This is a genomic window from Janthinobacterium sp. JC611 (assembly GCF_018682595.1).
In the GTDB taxonomy this organism is placed as follows: Bacteria; Pseudomonadota; Gammaproteobacteria; order Burkholderiales; family Burkholderiaceae_D; genus Janthinobacterium.
The window spans coordinates 15,252-32,208 of the sequence record NZ_JAFLJN010000039.1 but is presented as its reverse complement, the minus strand read 5'-3'; the positions used below and the strand labels follow the sequence as shown (position 1 = coordinate 32,208).

Genomic DNA, 16,957 nt, shown 5'->3' with positions numbered 1-16,957 from the left:
GCCTTGTGCCGCGATGACGCCCGTATTCGTGATGGCGCCTGTTACGGTCAGGGATTGATTCCCAGCCGCATACAGGCTGCCCGCGTTGTTCAGGCTGGCCAGTGTCGCGTTCAGGTTGGCGCCGGCAAACACGTTGCCTGCGGTATTGTTCAAGTTCTCCACATTCAAGGTGGCGTTGCCGGCCACGGCTTGCAATTGACCTTTAGTATTGTCGATGTCGCCACCGGACAATGCCAGGTTGCGCCCTGCCGCCACCGTGCCCTCGGTATTGTCCAGGCTGCTCACGTTCAATGTGGCATCCTGCGCCGCCACGATGCGGCCCGTGCTGTTCAACAAAGTGTTTGCCTTCACCAGCGCATCGCCATTGCCCTCGATCTTGCCGCCCGTGTTGTCCAGCTGGCCGGTAGCGCTCACCGTCATCAGGCCGGTGCCCGTCTGCGCCAGGCTGCCGCTGCGGTTGTCCAGCGTGCCGGCGTTCACCGTCAACTGATTGGCCACCGTCGTGGCATTGCGGTGGTCGAAGGTGGCGGCCGTGATGTCGAGCTTGCCATTGCCCGTGATCTTGCCGGATTGATTAAGGAACTGGCCCGCGTTGATGGCCAGCACACCGGCTCCGGCATGCTCCAGCTTGCCATTGACGTTCGTCAGCACCGTCGCGTTCAGTGCCAGATTATGGCTGTTGACGGCGATGCGGCCAGCCGTGTTGTCCAACTTGCCCGTAGTGATGACGGTGTCGCCGGTGCCCGTCTGCACGATCTCGCCGCTGGTGTTGTTCAGGTTGGACACGTTCAGTTGCAACTGTCCGCCCACCAGCTGGCCCTGGTTATTTACCAGTGACTGGGCGTTATTTGCGTTAGCCGTGATGGCCAGCACGTTGCTGGCCGAGATGACGGCTTTACTCGTCAGTACATCACCAGTAGCTGCCGTGATGGCGATGTTTGCCGCGCCCGTCTGGCTACCCGACAGATCCACACTGGAACCCGTCAGCGTCGCACTGCCTGCCGCCAAGTTCTGTCCGCTCGCTTGCAGCACGCCATCGGAATTGATCGTCAGATCGCCTGCCGTGCCCAGGCTGCCGTCGGCTTTGATGCCTGCGCCCAGCAAGCCGCTGCTGGTCACTTTATTAGCGGAAATATTGGTGTTGCCAACGGAGGCGATGGAGCCGCTGTTGTTCAGCACACCACCCACCGTCAGTTGCTGGTTGCGGCCCGCATACAGCAGACCGGTGTTGCTCAAGTCTGCGCTGAGGCGCGCCGTCAGGTCCGAACCGGCGCTGACCGTGCCTTGCTGGTTCAGCAAGGTCGCCGCGTCAAGATATAAATTGTCCGCCTGCAATACACCACGCGTGTTGTCGAGTCCTACCACCGTCAACTGCAGCGCCTGCGTGGCGGCGATCACGCCGTCCGTATTCTTCAGCGCGCCCTTGCTGGTGATATCCGCCGACGCGGCCGAGGTGATACGCCCCTTGCTATTGTCCAGCACGCCCGCCTGCACCTGCACGCTGCCATTGCCGGCGATGCTGCCACGCGTATTGTCCAGCGTCTGCGCCACGTCCACGCGCATCTGTCCTGGCCCTGTCTGCTGCAGGGTACCGTCGCTGTTGTCCAGCTGACCGGCCTGCACCGCTACCTGCTGCCCCGACGTGACGGCTTGGCGGTGGTCGAGCGTTTCCGCCTGGATATCAACTACACCATTGCCCGTCACCTTGCCCCGCTCGTCATCGAAGCGCGTTGCTGCTATGTGCAAGCTGCCCGTGCCCGCGTGTTCGATACTGCCGTCGCGGTTGCTCACCTGTTCCGCAGTCAGCGCCAGGTTGGCGCTGTTGACGGCGATGCGTCCGCCCGTGTTGTCCAGGGTGCTGCCTTGCAAGGTGGTGTCGCCCGTGCCCGTCTGGATCACGGTGCCGCCGCGGTTGTCGAGCGATCCAGTTTTGATATCCAACTGGCCCGCGCTCAGGGTGCCGTGCACGTTCGACAGGGCCTGGCTGCTGCCGGCCGCCGTCACGGACAGCAGGCCGGTGGTCGTCACCAGCGCGTTATCGGTCACGACGTTGCCGGCGCTGGCGTCCAGGGCAATGGCCGCGCCGCCCGTCTGGCTGCCGCTCAGGTCGATGGCGGTGGCGTGCATGCTGGTCTTGCCGGCCGCCAAATTCTGGCCATGGGCGCCGATCGCTTGCGTGGCCGTCAGTTGCAACTGACCACTGCCGGCCAGGCTGCCGTTGGCGCGGATGCCGGCGCCCAGCAGGCTGCCGGCCGCGCTGTCGATGCGGTTGGCGTCGATGCGGTTGTCGCCCTGCGCGGCGATGACGCCGCTGTTGCTGATCGCGCCGCTCACCTGCAGCGCGTGGCTGCCGGCCGCATACACGTTGCCGCTGTTGAGTACCTCGCCGGCCTTGGTAGCAAGATTGCCACCAGCAAACACGCTGCCAGCCGTATTGTTCAGTTTTGCGACCGTCAAGGCCGCATCGCCCGCGAGCGCCTGGATCTGGCCGCGCGTGTTGTCGACGTCGCCGCTGTCCAGGCGCAGTGTACGGCCCGCAGCCAGGGTCGCCTCGGTGTTGTCCAGCGCGCCAGTCGACAGCGCCACATCCGTGCCAGAGACGATGCGGCCCTTCTGGTTTTGTATATTATTCGCCTGCACGCTCAAGGCGCCGTTGCTTTCCAGCGTGCCACTGCGATTGTCCAGCGCACCGCGCACCTGCACGCGCGTGTCGCCCTGCCCGCTCTGCGCCAGGCTGCCGCCCCGGTTATCGAGGCTGCCGGCATCGATGTTCAATTGCCCCGCCACCGTACGGGCATCGCGGTGGTCGATCTGCTCCCCGCTCAGCGCCATGACGCCATTGCTGATGATGCTGCCGCGCTGCAAGTTGACTTGCGCCGCACCGATCTCCAGCGCACCCGTGCCCGCATGCTGGATGTGCCCGTCCTGATTGCTCAGGCTGGCAGCTTGCAGGCGCAAGGCCTGGCTGTTCGTGGCGATGACGCCGCGCGTATTGTCCAGGCTGCCCGGCAATTGAATCGCCAGGTCGCCGGCGCCCAGCTGCGTGATCTGGCCGCCCACGTTCGACAAGTCGTGCGCATGCACGCCCAGCTGCTGGCCCGTCAGTTGCGCCGCATCGCTGCGCACGGTGCGCGCCGCGTCCAGCTGCAGGCGGTCGCGGGCGGTGACCTGCGCCCGGCTGGCGTCGAGGTCGCCCGCGCTGGCGCCCAGGCTGACGTTGGCGCCCGACACCTGTGCGTCAACCAGCTCCAGCCGGCGCGCGGACAGCGTACTGTCGCCGCCCGCCACCGCCGTGCCATGCACGGCCACCAGATCGCCCGCCAACACGTTCAGCTTGCCGCTGCCCGACACGGTGTTATCCAAGTCGAGGCCGGCCGCCAGCACGGAACCCGCCGCCGTATCGATACGCGAGGCGGCGCCCGTTGCCTGCACACTGGTATTGCCCTGCGCCGCGATCACGCCGCTGTTGGCAACGTTGCCCTGCGCCTGCACCAGGCTGTCGCCGCCCGCATACACGGTGCCGCTGTTGGCCACGTCGCCCGTCACGGCAATGCTGGTCTGGCTGCCCGCGCCGGCCGACTGGACATTGCCGCTGTTGCTCAGCCAGCCATTCGACTGCAGCACCAGGTTGCCGGCCGTGGCCGCCAAGACGCCCGCGTTACGCACGCCCAGGCCCGCTTCCGTGCCGATCAGGGTGATCTTGCCCGCGTACATACCGCCCAGTTGCGCCACGTCCAGCGCGTAGACTGGGGCCGGGCCCAAGCCAGGCGCGACGCCCGCCACGCCATGCGCCGCATCGATCTGGTTCGCGCCCGTGACCACCTTCAGTTCCTGCGCCCAGATGCCGCCGTTGATCTGCGCGGCGCGCGCCAGGATGGCCGTGTAGTCGCTCAGCGAGGTGTCCAGGCCGCGGCCGTTGATGGTCACTACCCCGCGCTGCACCATGTAGCCGTCCAGGTTGCCGCCGTTGAGGATGGGCGTGCCCGTCGTCAGCGTGACCCGGCTCGCATTGATGAAACCGCCGCCGTCGATGGCCACGCCGGCCGGGTTGGCGATGACGACTTCGGCGCGCTGGCCCGCCACCTCGACATAGCCGCGCAACTGGCTCGGGTTGGCCGAATTGACTTCATTGAGGATCACGCGCGCGCTGCCGCCGGCCAGCCACGGGTTGCCCTGCACCCAGCCGCCCGTCTGCGTCTGCACGTTGCCGCGGCTATTGTTCAGGATGGCGCCGTTCGCCGTCACGTCGAACTGGCTGTAGGTGTTGCGCGACACGCCCGCCGCGCTCGGCGTCTGGATATTGACTTGCGTCACGCCATTCGCGCTTTGCACCACGGTCGGACGCTGCCGGCCCGGCGCATTCGGATCGGCCACGATCTGTCCCATGGCCGGCCCGGCGACAAAACTCACCATGCCCAGCGCGGCAAACACGGCCAGCGCCAGCGGCCGCAACTTGCCATTCACACTGACACTTGGCCCGCCACCGCCATCGCCTTCAAACACGCCATGCGTCAAGCTGCCCTCGCCTTTGGTCGCCTTGCCTTGCGAAGAAGCATTTTCGGCGACCACCATCAGCTGGCCACGGCGTTTATTGAAGATGATGCGGTACAGGTTCTTGTTCATGAAATGTCCTAATGACAATCAATTAATGCGATAAGGGGAGAAGAGAACGGCTGGCGGATGGCGGCGTTTCACATCGGAATTTTTTAATAGCTGGCGTTCAGGCTGAAGCCGGCTGTATGTCTGGCAGTGCGGAACAGGTCGGGCTTGCGCACGGGCCAGCCGACAAAGGCGTCGTACTGCACGCCCAGCCACTGACCGCGCAGGCCGACGAAGGTGCCCGTCAGGTTGCGTGCGATCAGCCATGCGGCGGATGGTCCCGCCACTTCACCATGGTCGAGTCCCGCATACGCTTCCTGGCCGCTGCTGCCCAGCGGCATACCGAGTTCGTTGCGCAGCAACCAGCCCCGTTCGGACGACAGGCTGCTTTCGCCGTCGTAGCCGCGCACGGTATACCGCCCGCCAATCGCAAAACGGTCCTGCGGCACCAGCGGCGTACGGTTGTGCTGCATGCGCCAGCTGCCCGAGTAGCGCAGCGGCTGGCCGGCCACCTTGAACGGCGCGGACAGGGCCGCGTCGGCCAGCAGCAGCTTGAAACGCGACGTGCCATCGCCGAACGCTTCCTCGGGCGCGGCCAGCGCATCCATCGCGCCCGTACCGCGCCGGTATTGCAGGTTCAGGTCCAGGGTGGTTTGACCGAGGAATTCGCGGTGGCCGATGCCCAGTTCCCAGCCGGCCATGCGGCGGCGCTGCACTTCCACTTCCGTGTCGTCGATGAAGTTTTGCGCGGAACGCTGCCAGCCGCGCAAGGACAGCGTCGTCTTGCGCGAGGCGTCGCGGTAGACCAGACGCGACAACTTGACTTCGCGGTTCTGGCTGGCGCCGCTGTAGTTGTAGTCCTGGCTGATGCCGGCCACGGACTGGTGGTAGCGGCTGTCGCTGGCCGTGAAGGCCAGCAGCCAGTAAGCGTAGGGAATCGAATAGTGGGCCACCATGCCGCCCGTGCCGCGCGGACCCTGGCGGTTGCCGTCGACGTTCTGGTTCAGGCTCAGATAAAACAGGTCGTTCAGGGTCAGCCAGTGGTCGTACGACAGGGTCACGCTGCCCTGCAGCTTGCCCGTCGAACGCGAACCGCCATCGTCGAGGCCCAGGGCCAGGCGGAATGGCAAGCCCTGCTTCCACTGGATCTGCAGGTCGCTCTCGCCCGGTTTCGCATTGCCGCCCTCGGCCGGCATGATCTGGATATCGGCTTCGGCCGTCGGCACGCGCTTGAAATTCTCCAGCGCCTGTTCCGTGTCGCGCACATTGAGCAAGTCGCCCGGGCGCGCCGGCACGGCATTCCACCAGGTGGCGCGGGGATGGGTGCCGGGCGCAAAGCCGATCTGGCGGATGCGCCCCGGTATCACGCTCAGGGCCAAAGTACCCTTGCTCAAGTCCTGCGGTTCGGCCAGCACGCGCGTGGTGACGTAGCCGCGGGCGATGATAGCGTTCTGCATGCGGCCCATCAGCACATTGATGGCCTGCGTGCCCAGGCAGCGCCCCAGCGGAGCGTCCGGCGCGCCCAAGTCGTCACGCCCGGCGGCATCCAGCGCCCACTGGAATGGCACGGCGTCCTCGCCCCGCAACTCCAGGTGGTCGATGGTAAAGCATGGCGATTCGCCTGCGGGCAGGCGGTTGGCGGACGCGGCCGTAGGCGCCTCGAGCAGGCGCACGTCGGGCGTGCGCTCCTGCTGCTGGCGCAGGACGCGCTCGCGTTCTTGCTGGCGTATCAGTTCTTGGCTGGCATCGTCGCGCTGGCTGCTGCCAGGCGGGGTGGGAAGGGGCGGCGCGATGTCGGGACGGGTCTGCGCGGACACGGCGGCACACAGGGTGCCGCTAAACAAAAATACACCGCACCATGGCGTCAAGCGCAGGTGCATATGTTGCCTTAAGTAATTATTTACGTAAGGAAATTATAAATTAATTATTTCTATCGGGCAATTTAATTTATTTCTTGAGAACTTTACCTCTTTGGTAACTGCCTTTCAACTATCCAATTACCACTAGTAAATAGATGCGCGACCTTGTGGCGGCAGCACAGGTAGTGGCAGCCGATATCGATGGCATAAAAAAGCCCTGTAAAAACAGGGCTTTGGCTTACCTAATCAGTAAGAACGTGACATTTTATAATCGAAACCTATTCCACTTGATGGTCAATGAGCCGGCTAAGCATTTGATTTCTTTATGCTCTTCGGATCAATGAACAGCTGATGCGCTCCAGACAAGGTAGCATATGGCGATATATAAATATTTACCAAAGAATCACATCAAGAGAATAGGGGGAATATTTTCGCCCCCATCTAGCGCGTCAACGATCCCAGAACTGTGAAATAGTCAAGGCGAGGTCATTACCACAACAATTGCGTGGTTTTACTCTGAAAATTTCTTAGTAAGATACGGATTCCGTCGAGCGACTGGTGTTTATCCATCCACGACTTGACCCACAAAGGTTGACGGCCGCGACCGCTCCACTGCTGTTCTTGGTTGTCAGGGTTGCGATACAGAGCAGCCACAACTTTTTTCTCTCCCTTCGCTGCATTTTTTGGTACGCCTGCGATCAACTGGGTCAGCGGCACGCCGACCCGCTGTGCAATCGCCTGCATTTCCGCACGGGCCCTTTCCAGCTCGTCTTTTTGTCGGACCTTGATTTCTTGAATTGCTTGTGCTTCGAGCTTTTTTAACTCGGCCAGTGATAATGATGAGATATCCATACGAATTCCTTGAAAGTAGGACAAATTTGGGGTGACACCTATATGTGACTTGAGCACGCATGCCAAGTGAAAACCTTTCTAAAACAATTCGCGCGAACTTTAGCCCCCTTATTTCTCATTGTGCCATCGAAATACCTAGCGATAGGGGCCAATTTCGGCTGGAGCCATGCAACTGGCCCGACAACAATAGTGGAAATCACCGTTGCCACGAAAGTCGAAATATGGAACCACGCCCCCCTTCTTTCGCATCGACCTGGCTTCTGGCCATGCTCCAAGGACAGACCTATGACCAGATCGCAGCGCGGTTTCGTGTCACGAAGTCGACGGTGTCCAAATCGGTTGCTGATTTAGCGCGAGATCTACAATCCGTCGTAGGTGTGATCGGCATCGACGAAGACAGTGCTCCCACTGCCCAGGTCATCCGCGCGCATGGGAAAGATTATCTGGAGGCATTGGAACATTTCGTGCCGCTGGCGAAACCTTCGGCCACAACCTCACCGCCGATCATTGCCCATACGCAGATTGAGCAGCTAGTGCTGCACACGGCACGGCATAGTCGCTGCAAACAGCGCGATATCGCCCTTCTCCTCATGCTTATCCATACCGGTGCACGCCCGAATGAGATCGCCAGGATGACCGTTGCCGACTACATCGATGCGCCGGGCCGGTGCCGCTCGCCACCATGGCTGCCAGCGCATGCCGCGTCGAATGGCATAGCACGCCCGCTTCTGCTTTGCGACGCAACAGCGTTGTACTGGCTTGACGCGTATTTGGCGTGGCGCGTAGCCGCTGGATACGGTGTCAGCGATCCGAGCGCATATCGAGGACTGCAGGGCGACAGTAGCCTATTTCTCAGCCGGACCGGTGAGTCGTTCACCTCGCCATGCGCGAAAGCCTCCTCCGAAAAGGGTTTACATGATGTCCTGCAACGTATCTTCCGCTACGCCAATCTGCCTGGTCTTGGTGTGCTGGGCGCGCGGCGCTCCGTCGCGCATCGCCTGCACGCCGACGGCTGCACAGCCGAGGAGATCGCGTTTTATCTTGGGACGCGAGCCGGTACGGTGCGCCGCCTGTTGTCGAAGAGTACCCAGAAACCACCATATCAGCGTATGTAGTCCCCAACTTCCCGCCCCTGAACGCATTCAGTCTTGCCGTTGCTTGTACCAATTCCGTGCGTTCGCCCCACGGGAAAAAGTCTGGATGGGGATAACGGGGTTGACTCACTACAGACCAATGAGAGGATGGTTCATCGTTCATTTTTACGTAAAGGAGACCATCATGGACAAGGAAATCGTCAATCGCACGCTTGCGCAAGGCGCTCCGCCAACGGTCCTTGGCGAACGGCAAGCCCGCATTCCCACCGGCGGCACGATTCGGGCGGGCATCAAAGTGCTGACCAAGGCGGCCGCGAGCAATCCGCAAGCCAAGGCGATCTACGATCAGGGGCTCGCCTCAAACTGTTCATTTGAAGAGATCGGACAAAAAATTGCCGAAGCTTTTCCAGACATCAAGACACCGCTTGTTCCCAAAAATGTGGCCTGGTTCACCGTACGTCCGAATGACTTTCCCAACCCAGCCCTGGCAGCGCAGATTTTGGCGGCCTTTGGCGAGGATCGGGGTGACGGCGTCATCCGGCTGTATCGTTTTCCAGTCATCTTTCCTGCCGATACCTGGCAATTGGTCATGCCACACGAACTGGCCGCCTGGGCACGCAATGACAAGCGCTACTGGAGCGAATATGCGTCGGATGGCCATACGCGCTACTGCAAAATGTACGCCCCGGTCCGCTTTGATGAGCGCAGCCAACGCGTGGTTCGCACCTTCGGTGGGCGACCACTCCAACTGCGGCCAGAAAACAATGGCGTCTGCGATCCAGAAAACTGCCCGGAATTTCAGAACCGGCAATGCAACCTGACCGGAAAATTCATTTTTTATATTCCCGGCATTCCCTCGATCGATGCTTTCGTGCTGCACACGAACAGTTTTTATGCCATGAGCCGCGCCATCGAACGCTTTGAAACCATCTCGTTCATGCGCGGTGGCCGGCTGGCCGGCTTCCTGGATCAGCACCGCACGCCCTTTTATTTCAGTAAAAAGCTGCGCGACGTCTCGCATATCGATCCCAAAACCGGGCAATCCGTGCGCAGCGCACACTGGATCATCGAGCTGGAAGCACCGATCGATGTCTCTTCCCTTCTGATCCAGCATGACGACGAAAGCGCTTTACACCTGGCGGATCAGGCCGCAAATATCTTGCAGGGTCACCATGAACAACGAGACGCGGCCTCAACGTCCAACCGTCCCGATGATGGAGATGATCTAACGCTGGAACAGCCTGCGGAGACCGGAGCATCTGTACAGCAAAAGCCGGCCCCCGAATCCATGCAGTCTGCGTTACCTGCGCAGGACGCCCCATCTACCGAAGATGAAGCGATCAATACCCTGTTCGACCTCGCCGCAGCCTATGGCGTAGATCGGGAGCGCTTCGGCCTCTTTGCTGATCGCCAGTGGGGCGCCGGCTGGCGGCGCAATGTAAATGGCCGCCAACGCGTGCTGGCGGAACTGGAACGCTATCAAAATGATCCGGAAGGCTTTTGTGACAAGGTCAACGCCCGCCTGCGCGCGTCCGACACGCCTTTATCCAGGCCACGCACTCCAACAGCGCCAGCCAAGGAAAAATAATCATGCGCATCGCTCATTTTTCCGATCTGCACTATGCAGTATCGACCTTGCCCGAGGTCGATACGTGCTTCACCTATGCCGTGGACCAGGCGATCGCAAGACAGGCCGAGGTCGCCGTCATTACTGGCGATACCACCGATCATGCCCTCGATGCCCATTCGCCGGCGTTGATGGCGCTTGCGCGCCAGATTCGGCGCCTGGCCGACCATTGCCCAGTGCTGATGTTACAAGGGACCTTCTCACACGAGCCACCCGGTACGCTGGATCTGTTTTCACTGCTCGGCGGACGGTATCCCATTCATGTGGCCAACCGTCTGCAGCAGGTCATCCTCAATAGCCGGCGTGAATGGACGGCTTCGACACACGCCCGTTTCGATACCAAAGAATGGTGCGATGTGGAGTGCGCCCTGCTCTGCTCGTGCGTTCCGACCATGAATAAGGCGAATTTGGCCGCCGGTGCCGGCGCGGAACAAGCGGGACAGGCGATGGGCCACTATCTTGCGGACCTACTGGCTGGTTACGCGCCGGGCAATCTGCTGGCGCGCCAGCGGGGCATACCCACCATCGCGCTCTCCCACGGTACCGTGATCGGCTGCATGACAGAACATGGGGTGCCGATGGCGGGAATGGACCATGAATTTACCGCAGGCGCGCTGTTTCAGGCACAAGCCAATGCCGTCATGTTGGGGCATATTCACCTGCATCAGGCGTGGGAGCAGCATGGGCAGATGATCGCCTACCCTGGTTCCATCGGACGGTTGCATTACGGTGAACAAGGTAGTAAGGGTTTTTTGATGTGGGAGATCACAGCAGAGGGCGCTTGCTGCGAACTCGTCGCGACGCCGGCGCGCCGCACACTGGAGCTGGCGTTTGCCGGGCCGCCGGATATGGATGCACTGCACCAATACGTCGCTAGCCACTCCATCGAAGGTGCCTGGGTGCGTATCCGCTGGCAGTGCCTTGAAGAGGAACGCGCCACCATCGACCGCGAAGCGATCACGGCATTGTTTCGTGGCGCGGCAGGCATCAAGCTCGAAGGCCGTGTGATTCCCATTGTCCGTGCAAGAGCGGAGGGAATGGCACGCTGCCTTCAACTCGAAGAGCAAATCGATACCTGGGCACGCCAGGTTGACACGCCAGCGGCGCCCCTATTGACCTGTCTGGCCCAGTTAGCCACCCACTCACCCGCCGACATTGCCATGGCCGCCCTGTCAGGAGAAACGGTCGCGGGCGAAGCTTAGGCAGGCGGAGGCAATGCTTCGCGAAACGGGCCTGTGCAGCCTTGAGGTGCGCATGCTCCGCTTCATACTAAACATCAGAAGACACTCTGAACAGGAGAGATCACCATGCGCCCTCTTTCCCTCACCTTGACGGGCTTCATCGGCATTCGCGACGGGATGAACAAAGAAACATTGACGCTCGACTTCGAGCGTATGACAGCCGGTGCCCAACTAGTGGCCATCGTCGGCCCTAATGGACGAGGCAAAACGACCGTTTTAGACAATATGACTCCCTATGCAACCATGCCGTCCAAGGCAGGGGCTGACGGCCTTGGCAGCTTTTCCTACTATGACGAGGTATATTTGCCGGTCAACCGCAAGGAGCTCGTCTGGGAAATGGGGAAACAAAGATACCGTACACAGATCATCATTCGCCTCAACGGCAAACGCAGGAGCGAGGCCTACCTTCATCAACTCTGCGCTGGTACTTGGCAGCCCGTGCAACTGCCAGACGGTACCCTTTCCGATGGTCGAATGGAGTCGTATCAACGCTGCGTCGAGGACATCGTCGGTCCGGCCGCCACTTTCTTTACCACGGCATTTTCGGCGCAGAACAGGCGCCAACTGGCTCACTACCGCAATGCGGAAATCAAAATACTATTGAGTGACCTGCTCGGACTGGAGCGCGTGCGTACCAAGGGTCTACAGGCTGCGGAGACGGCCAAGCTGCTGCGCTACGGGCTTTCCGGCTTACAGCAGGAACGGCGGCTGCTACAGCGACAGATCGATGACAATCACGCGCTTTCACGGCAATTCACCACGCCGGACGACGCGCTGGAGGCCCTACAGCGCTGCAGGCAGACAGCCCTGGCAGCGCTGGATGCCCAAAAAAATACCCTGGCGAACATCAAAGCCGAACAAGCCGTTGACGCAACCTACCTAAACCAGCGCCAGCAGCTCCAACAAACGCTCCAGCAGCTACGCGATCGCGTGCGGACGGTCAATCAGCGGATGGACGAGCGCGAACACGACCTCATCGAGGTAGGCCAGGCATTGGCACAACGGATCCTGCATCGGCGGCAGGCGCATGCACAGGAATATCAGGCGCTAACCAGCAGGCACGCGAGGCTGCTGTTGCTAACCGCCGATCACTGGCGCGTGGCCCAGGCCGCTCGAAGGCTGCCGATCCTGACCCGCCTCCTGGAATGCCGCACCAATCATGCCGCAACCTGCCGTCAGTTGCATGATCGGCATACCGAAGCAGCCTCCCAGTGTGCACTCGCCATGCAAAAGATCGATGCGATCAACAGGGAAATCGGTGAAACGGTATGTCAAACCAGAGCATTGCACCAGCGCCTCTCGCTCACCTCACTCGTTCCGTGCGCGGGAACCGAACTACAAGGACAATGCCAGCTTCTCGAACACGCCCGCGCAGCCCGCCCCATCATTCCGCAGTACGAACTGTCCCTGCGGCGCCTGGAACAAACGCGGCACCAACAAACCGAGGTGCTGTCGCAACTGGACAAGCAAATCGCAACCATGCCGAACTCGGTAGAGCGCTTGGCGCGCGCGCTACACCGCCTGGATAGAACTCGGGCTAAATGCTCAGTCAATCAGCAGCTTGCCGCACGCACCGGCGAGATCGAGCAGGCACGCGCCAGCATCGACGATATCGCCCGCCGCATTCCCCTGTTCGCCCAGGCGGCCGACCATGAAACGGATACCGAAAAGCAGGAAAAAGTACGCATCGACAGGGAACTGGCAGCCATTGCAGGTGAGCGCGCCCGGTCCACACAGGATGCGCGCGTGGAACGCGAGCGTATTGAACACCAACTCTCCGCGCTTCCTGTGCCGTTCGATCCGACTCGTCTCGCGCATGCTCATCAGGAAATCGCTCACTGCACGGACAAGCTCGCGGCGTGCGAAGCACAACTGCACGAAGCGATCGGGCGCCAGCACCGCCTGACTGAGCTTCAACGCCAGCTACTGGGTCAACGTCAAACGCTAACCGCCCTGGATGCCCGCATTGCTCATATTGAAGAACAAACTGCAACCTGGTCTTTGTTCGCCACATGCCTGGGCAATGACGGCGTGATCGCATTGGCCATTGACGACGCAGGCCCCGCCCTGTCGATGCTCACCAACGATTTATTGATGGCGTGCTATGGGCCACGCTTTACGGTCTCCATCCGCACGCTGATCGACTCGAGTAAAGGGCAATCCAAGGAAGGATTTGACATCATCGTCCACGACGCCCATACCGGCTTCGCCAAGAGCGTATCCAAAATGAGCGGGGGTGAACGCGTCTGGATCAACGAATGCCTCACGCGGGCCATGGCCTTGTACCTGGCCCAGTCAAGTAACCGACGCAGCGAGACGCTTTTCTCGGACGAGGCCGACGGAGCCTTTGATGCCGAGCACAAACGCATGTTCCTGGCGATGAAGCGTCAGGTCATGCAACTGGGTGGCTATCAACAAGAGTTTTTTATTTCCCATACGCCGGAATTATGTGATTTGGCTGACGCTACGCTCAACCTCATGTGAAGTGAACCACAGGGTGGGAGTAAGTCCCTGTGCCAGGTTCACCTGCGCCGGGCCAGCGCTCAGTGACTGAAATGCTCAATTGCGACGCGATTACCCCACTCGCAAAAAAAAGCGCCTCTGGTAGAGGCGCTAACTGTTTCCAGATAGGCATTAAGCACGGCCTTCACCAAGCGCAACAAGGCTGGCCACCCTGCTTTGCCTTTCGCTCACGATGCATTGACGTCGCCCATTTCTCCAACAAACCCCGTCAACCCTTTGAGCACATGAACATCTCCAGCCACCGTGAGCACGACATAAGCGCATTTCGGCTGCCGTCTTGGCGAGACGAATACCTTCCAGCCACAGCTGTTGCAACGACTCGTTGAACAGGAAAGTCATCGGCATTACTTGACGTCCTGCGAAGTAATCTTCGTAACCTAAGTGCAGAGCGGCCTGAAATGCTTCCAGGTACACAAGTTCACCGCTACCCGGGAGCCACTTTTCAGTTGCTTCGATATATTGCTGAACCACGGCTAGCCCGTGCACCTCATCAGTATCGTCCATCATCACCTCCATGGCATTCTACCGCTTCGGCCGGATCCTGCTGACGCTTCCTTCGCAATTCCATCAACTGTTCAACACTGTCGCGTATCGCAGCGTGCGCAAAGCCCATCAGCCAGGCATCCCGCAAGCCGACCTCCTTGTTAAACAACCTCGGTATTTGCTCATTGCCGCGCTTGTAGTCGTCATACCCCATCTCCTCAGCGCGATATAACATCACGCTCATCAGCTCGTGCCGCCGCCGTTCATCGTCACGGATGTCCAGCGCGCGGCAATACTCGTAATAAATCAAACCAATCGTTATATTGATCACTTCGTTCATGACAATGCTCCTTAGTGCAAATGCCCCACATCACCGTCCATCGAACCTCCATGTGCATAGCAAAGATCCTTTGCTGAGCACAGGTGTCCAGTCGTCAGGTCGCAAAAGCAAATGCACGTCCTGTTTGTTCGAATAAACTGCGCGCCGTCCCGGGTCACAACGCGTGTACCCGGAGACAACGCCTCTAACTGCTCAATGAGCGGATCGACCTCTCCAGCTGCGTTGGCGCGTGTTGCCCCACTCCTCTTCCAGTGTGAATATTGATGTTTCATGATGTCCTCCATACTTGAGGGAATTGAATAATCCTGGGCAATGGATGCCAGCACACTGCACGACCCTGGACCATGCCAGCCTTATCCATGCTGGCGACTTGAAATCTGCTCGATGGATGCCTATCCTGAGCAACGGATGCATATACGGAAAACGATCTGTGCTGGATGACGGATCTGATGAGGGCCACCATTGGCAAAAACATGTTGCAACTTGGCGTACATATCCGACTGACGTCGAGAGACGTCGAGCGCCTGCGCTACGTCACCGGCTTCGAACCAGTGGGTATCAAAAGGCTCGCCGATCTCGACGCCTACATCGAACAATGCAAACAGCATCTACAGGGTCGGGCTGACGAGACGCGGTTACTGCATAGGCTCATCGACGAGACGGTGGCATCGTGCCGCACATCGGCCAGCGTCATGCTTCACCGATAGACTTGTCCTTGAGGCGCGACGTCGACGCCGCCCCGCCTAACCCAATCGCAAATCAACGCGCCCTGCCGCCAGTGCGCCTTGTCGGCCGCTGAGATGCATCGATACCCGCCTGTTGCCCAGGCTCCGTTGCAGCCTGGTCATGCAATGGACGAGCAATCTCTGCCGGCGATAACCCCTTGCCGACATCCACCTGACTAGCGCCGGCAGATGTCAACCTGCGCACCTGAGCAGCGGCCCTGTCCTCGCGCTCCGGCAAACAGACCATCACGATCGCTCCCATCATTCTGAATAGCCTTCCCACCATGCCGAGGGGAACGCCGATCACCACATGAGCAGCCCAATGGATACCAGCACCAATCTTTCGCAGGCGTACCTGACGCGCTTTTTCCCTGCGCAGTACATGTCTGCAGCGCAGGTACAGGCCACTATGCTGAAATCGCAATTCACCGCTCTTCTCCAGATGTGCCACCAACTCCGCGGCAATTATCGGATCTGCCGCGCGCCGATATAGACTCGCCCAAACCCGTTCTTCTTCAACTTCGACCAAGGAGCGCCGACGCTTTCCGGCCCTCATCTCTCCATCGTTTTGCATGATGTCCTCCACCAAAAACAAAAGGGAACGCCGGCATCCCATTGGATGCTGGTGCTCCCTCATCGACACACGCCTCGCTCCTCTAACAAGCAAACGAGACAATCTATTTAGCACTCCCCCTCATCTGGTAACGAATAACCACATGCGGGGCAATAAACGCTCCAGTGTTGATTGATCGAACCAGACTCGGCGCTTTCCCAGCTGTGATACCTGGCCCGTTCATGCGAACATGCCGGGCACTCCGCCTCAAAGCGCTCATCGTCGAGATCCATCCCACCAGGTTCGACGCCCTTTCCAAATACCCTGGTTACCATGTTGGTCTCCTTAGCAAGCGCCATGTCCAGAGTATGAATGGCTCCGGGAGATCAGCCGCTTCAGCCAGGGTCGCAGCAACCAGAACTCAGTCGCGAGATGGACAACACAAGCAAACAACGCGCCTATGGTCGACCTCCGGTACTGAAATACGCTGCCAGGATGAGGCCGATATAACTGCGATGCGTCCGCAGAAGCCTGCGACACCAGAGGGTGACCTGAGCGTGAGCGCAGCAGTACACACACGACATGCGCCTGCCCGCCGCACACATCACGCAATCCCGTACCACCAAGCAAAACACACAGCGGGTATTCCTGATTCTGTAGAAATTGTCGTTGGGACATGATAGCTCTCCAAAAAAAGAAGGCATCATGGCCCCGAGCGGGGACCGCGATGCCCCGCATACGAGAAGATATGCCTGGCTATCGTCAACATCCGATAGGCAAGCCAAAGAAGGCCCGCCATTCCTGAGAACAGGGGCCTAATCTGAGAAGTAGCGATCGAACTGTACTTCCGTGACGCAAACGATCCTCCGCTTGCGCAATCAGCCTGACAAGTGGCCAGGCAAAGATCGGTTGCCGAAGCAACGTGTCGAAGTCTTCCTCGACAGGTGAATGACGGGTGACGACCGCAACGCTCACCACGCGAGTGGCAAGATCCTGCCAGACATCCGCGATGGATGCGGCAGGAGCAATGTGAGAGCGATTCTCACAGAAAGCATTCTCAT

11 protein-coding genes are annotated in these 16,957 nt (G+C 60.1%); 5 read left to right on the top strand and 6 right to left on the bottom strand.

Annotated elements, in window-relative coordinates; all coding sequences use genetic code 11:
• From J0O65_RS23845 to J0O65_RS23835, 3 genes are all read right to left on the bottom strand, one after another.
• Positions 1–4,623 (bottom strand): two-partner secretion domain-containing protein (locus J0O65_RS23845; RefSeq protein WP_215409670.1); only part of this gene is annotated, 4,623 nt, incomplete at its 3' end.
• Between the two features lie 83 nt (positions 4,624–4,706).
• Complete coding sequence (locus J0O65_RS23840; protein ID WP_215409669.1) at positions 4,707–6,479, bottom strand: ShlB/FhaC/HecB family hemolysin secretion/activation protein; 1,773 nt, start codon at positions 6,477–6,479, stop codon at positions 4,707–4,709.
• 468 nt (positions 6,480–6,947) lie between these two features.
• Positions 6,948–7,310: an H-NS histone family protein gene (locus J0O65_RS23835; protein WP_251373951.1), complete on the bottom strand. Its 363-nt coding sequence runs from the start codon at positions 7,308–7,310 to the stop codon at positions 6,948–6,950.
• Positions 7,311–7,531: 221 nt separating this feature from the next.
• Here J0O65_RS23835 and J0O65_RS23830 point away from each other — a divergent pair, with 221 nt between their 5' ends.
• From J0O65_RS23830 to J0O65_RS23815, 4 genes are all read left to right on the top strand, one after another.
• Positions 7,532–8,425, top strand: a complete 894-nt coding sequence (locus tag J0O65_RS23830) for a site-specific integrase (protein ID WP_215409668.1) — start codon at positions 7,532–7,534, stop codon at positions 8,423–8,425.
• A gap of 163 nt (positions 8,426–8,588) precedes the next feature.
• Complete coding sequence (locus J0O65_RS23825) at positions 8,589–9,992, top strand: recombination directionality factor (RefSeq protein WP_215409667.1); 1,404 nt, start codon at positions 8,589–8,591, stop codon at positions 9,990–9,992.
• A gap of 2 nt (positions 9,993–9,994) precedes the next feature.
• Positions 9,995–11,233, top strand: a complete 1,239-nt coding sequence (locus J0O65_RS23820; protein ID WP_215409666.1) for a metallophosphoesterase family protein — start codon at positions 9,995–9,997, stop codon at positions 11,231–11,233.
• Positions 11,234–11,338: 105 nt separating this feature from the next.
• A complete protein-coding gene (locus tag J0O65_RS23815; RefSeq protein ID WP_215409665.1) occupies positions 11,339–13,756 on the top strand; it encodes a sbcc family protein in 2,418 nt (805 codons plus the stop codon).
• Positions 13,757–13,906: 150 nt separating this feature from the next.
• Here J0O65_RS23815 and J0O65_RS23810 read toward each other — a convergent pair whose 3' ends face one another.
• Positions 13,907–14,299: a hypothetical protein gene (locus tag J0O65_RS23810; RefSeq protein WP_215409664.1), complete on the bottom strand. Its 393-nt coding sequence runs from the start codon at positions 14,297–14,299 to the stop codon at positions 13,907–13,909.
• Positions 14,286–14,618 carry a hypothetical protein gene (locus tag J0O65_RS23805; RefSeq protein ID WP_215409663.1) on the bottom strand — a complete coding sequence of 111 codons (333 nt, stop codon included), beginning with the start codon at positions 14,616–14,618 and terminating at the stop codon, positions 14,286–14,288. The genes J0O65_RS23810 and J0O65_RS23805 overlap by 14 nt, the downstream gene beginning before the upstream one ends.
• 437 nt (positions 14,619–15,055) lie before the next feature.
• Here J0O65_RS23805 and J0O65_RS23800 point away from each other — a divergent pair, with 437 nt between their 5' ends.
• Positions 15,056–15,325 carry a hypothetical protein gene (locus J0O65_RS23800; protein ID WP_226939704.1) on the top strand — a complete coding sequence of 90 codons (270 nt, stop codon included), beginning with the start codon at positions 15,056–15,058 and terminating at the stop codon, positions 15,323–15,325.
• Positions 15,326–15,377: 52 nt separating this feature from the next.
• Here the strand turns inward: J0O65_RS23800 and J0O65_RS23795 are convergent, their stop codons facing one another.
• Complete coding sequence (locus J0O65_RS23795; protein WP_215409662.1) at positions 15,378–15,917, bottom strand: hypothetical protein; 540 nt, start codon at positions 15,915–15,917, stop codon at positions 15,378–15,380.
• Positions 15,918–16,957: the final 1,040 nt, after the last annotated feature.

What these genes read in the sequence shown, in the direction of transcription:
- J0O65_RS23840 (WP_215409669.1), bottom strand. Translation starts at nt 6,479, where the DNA reads ATGCACCTGCGCTTGACGCCATGGTGCGGTGTATTTTTGTTTAGCGGC.
- J0O65_RS23835 (WP_251373951.1), bottom strand. Translation starts at nt 7,310, where the DNA reads ATGGATATCTCATCATTATCACTGGCCGAGTTAAAAAAGCTCGAAGCA.
- J0O65_RS23830 (WP_215409668.1), top strand. Translation starts at nt 7,532, where the DNA reads ATGGAACCACGCCCCCCTTCTTTCGCATCGACCTGGCTTCTGGCCATG.
- J0O65_RS23825 (WP_215409667.1), top strand. Translation starts at nt 8,589, where the DNA reads ATGGACAAGGAAATCGTCAATCGCACGCTTGCGCAAGGCGCTCCGCCA.
- J0O65_RS23820 (WP_215409666.1), top strand. Translation starts at nt 9,995, where the DNA reads ATGCGCATCGCTCATTTTTCCGATCTGCACTATGCAGTATCGACCTTG.
- J0O65_RS23815 (WP_215409665.1), top strand. Translation starts at nt 11,339, where the DNA reads ATGCGCCCTCTTTCCCTCACCTTGACGGGCTTCATCGGCATTCGCGAC.
- J0O65_RS23810 (WP_215409664.1), bottom strand. Translation starts at nt 14,299, where the DNA reads ATGGACGATACTGATGAGGTGCACGGGCTAGCCGTGGTTCAGCAATAT.
- J0O65_RS23805 (WP_215409663.1), bottom strand. Translation starts at nt 14,618, where the DNA reads ATGAACGAAGTGATCAATATAACGATTGGTTTGATTTATTACGAGTAT.
- J0O65_RS23800 (WP_226939704.1), top strand. Translation starts at nt 15,056, where the DNA reads ATGACGGATCTGATGAGGGCCACCATTGGCAAAAACATGTTGCAACTT.
- J0O65_RS23795 (WP_215409662.1), bottom strand. Translation starts at nt 15,917, where the DNA reads ATGCAAAACGATGGAGAGATGAGGGCCGGAAAGCGTCGGCGCTCCTTG.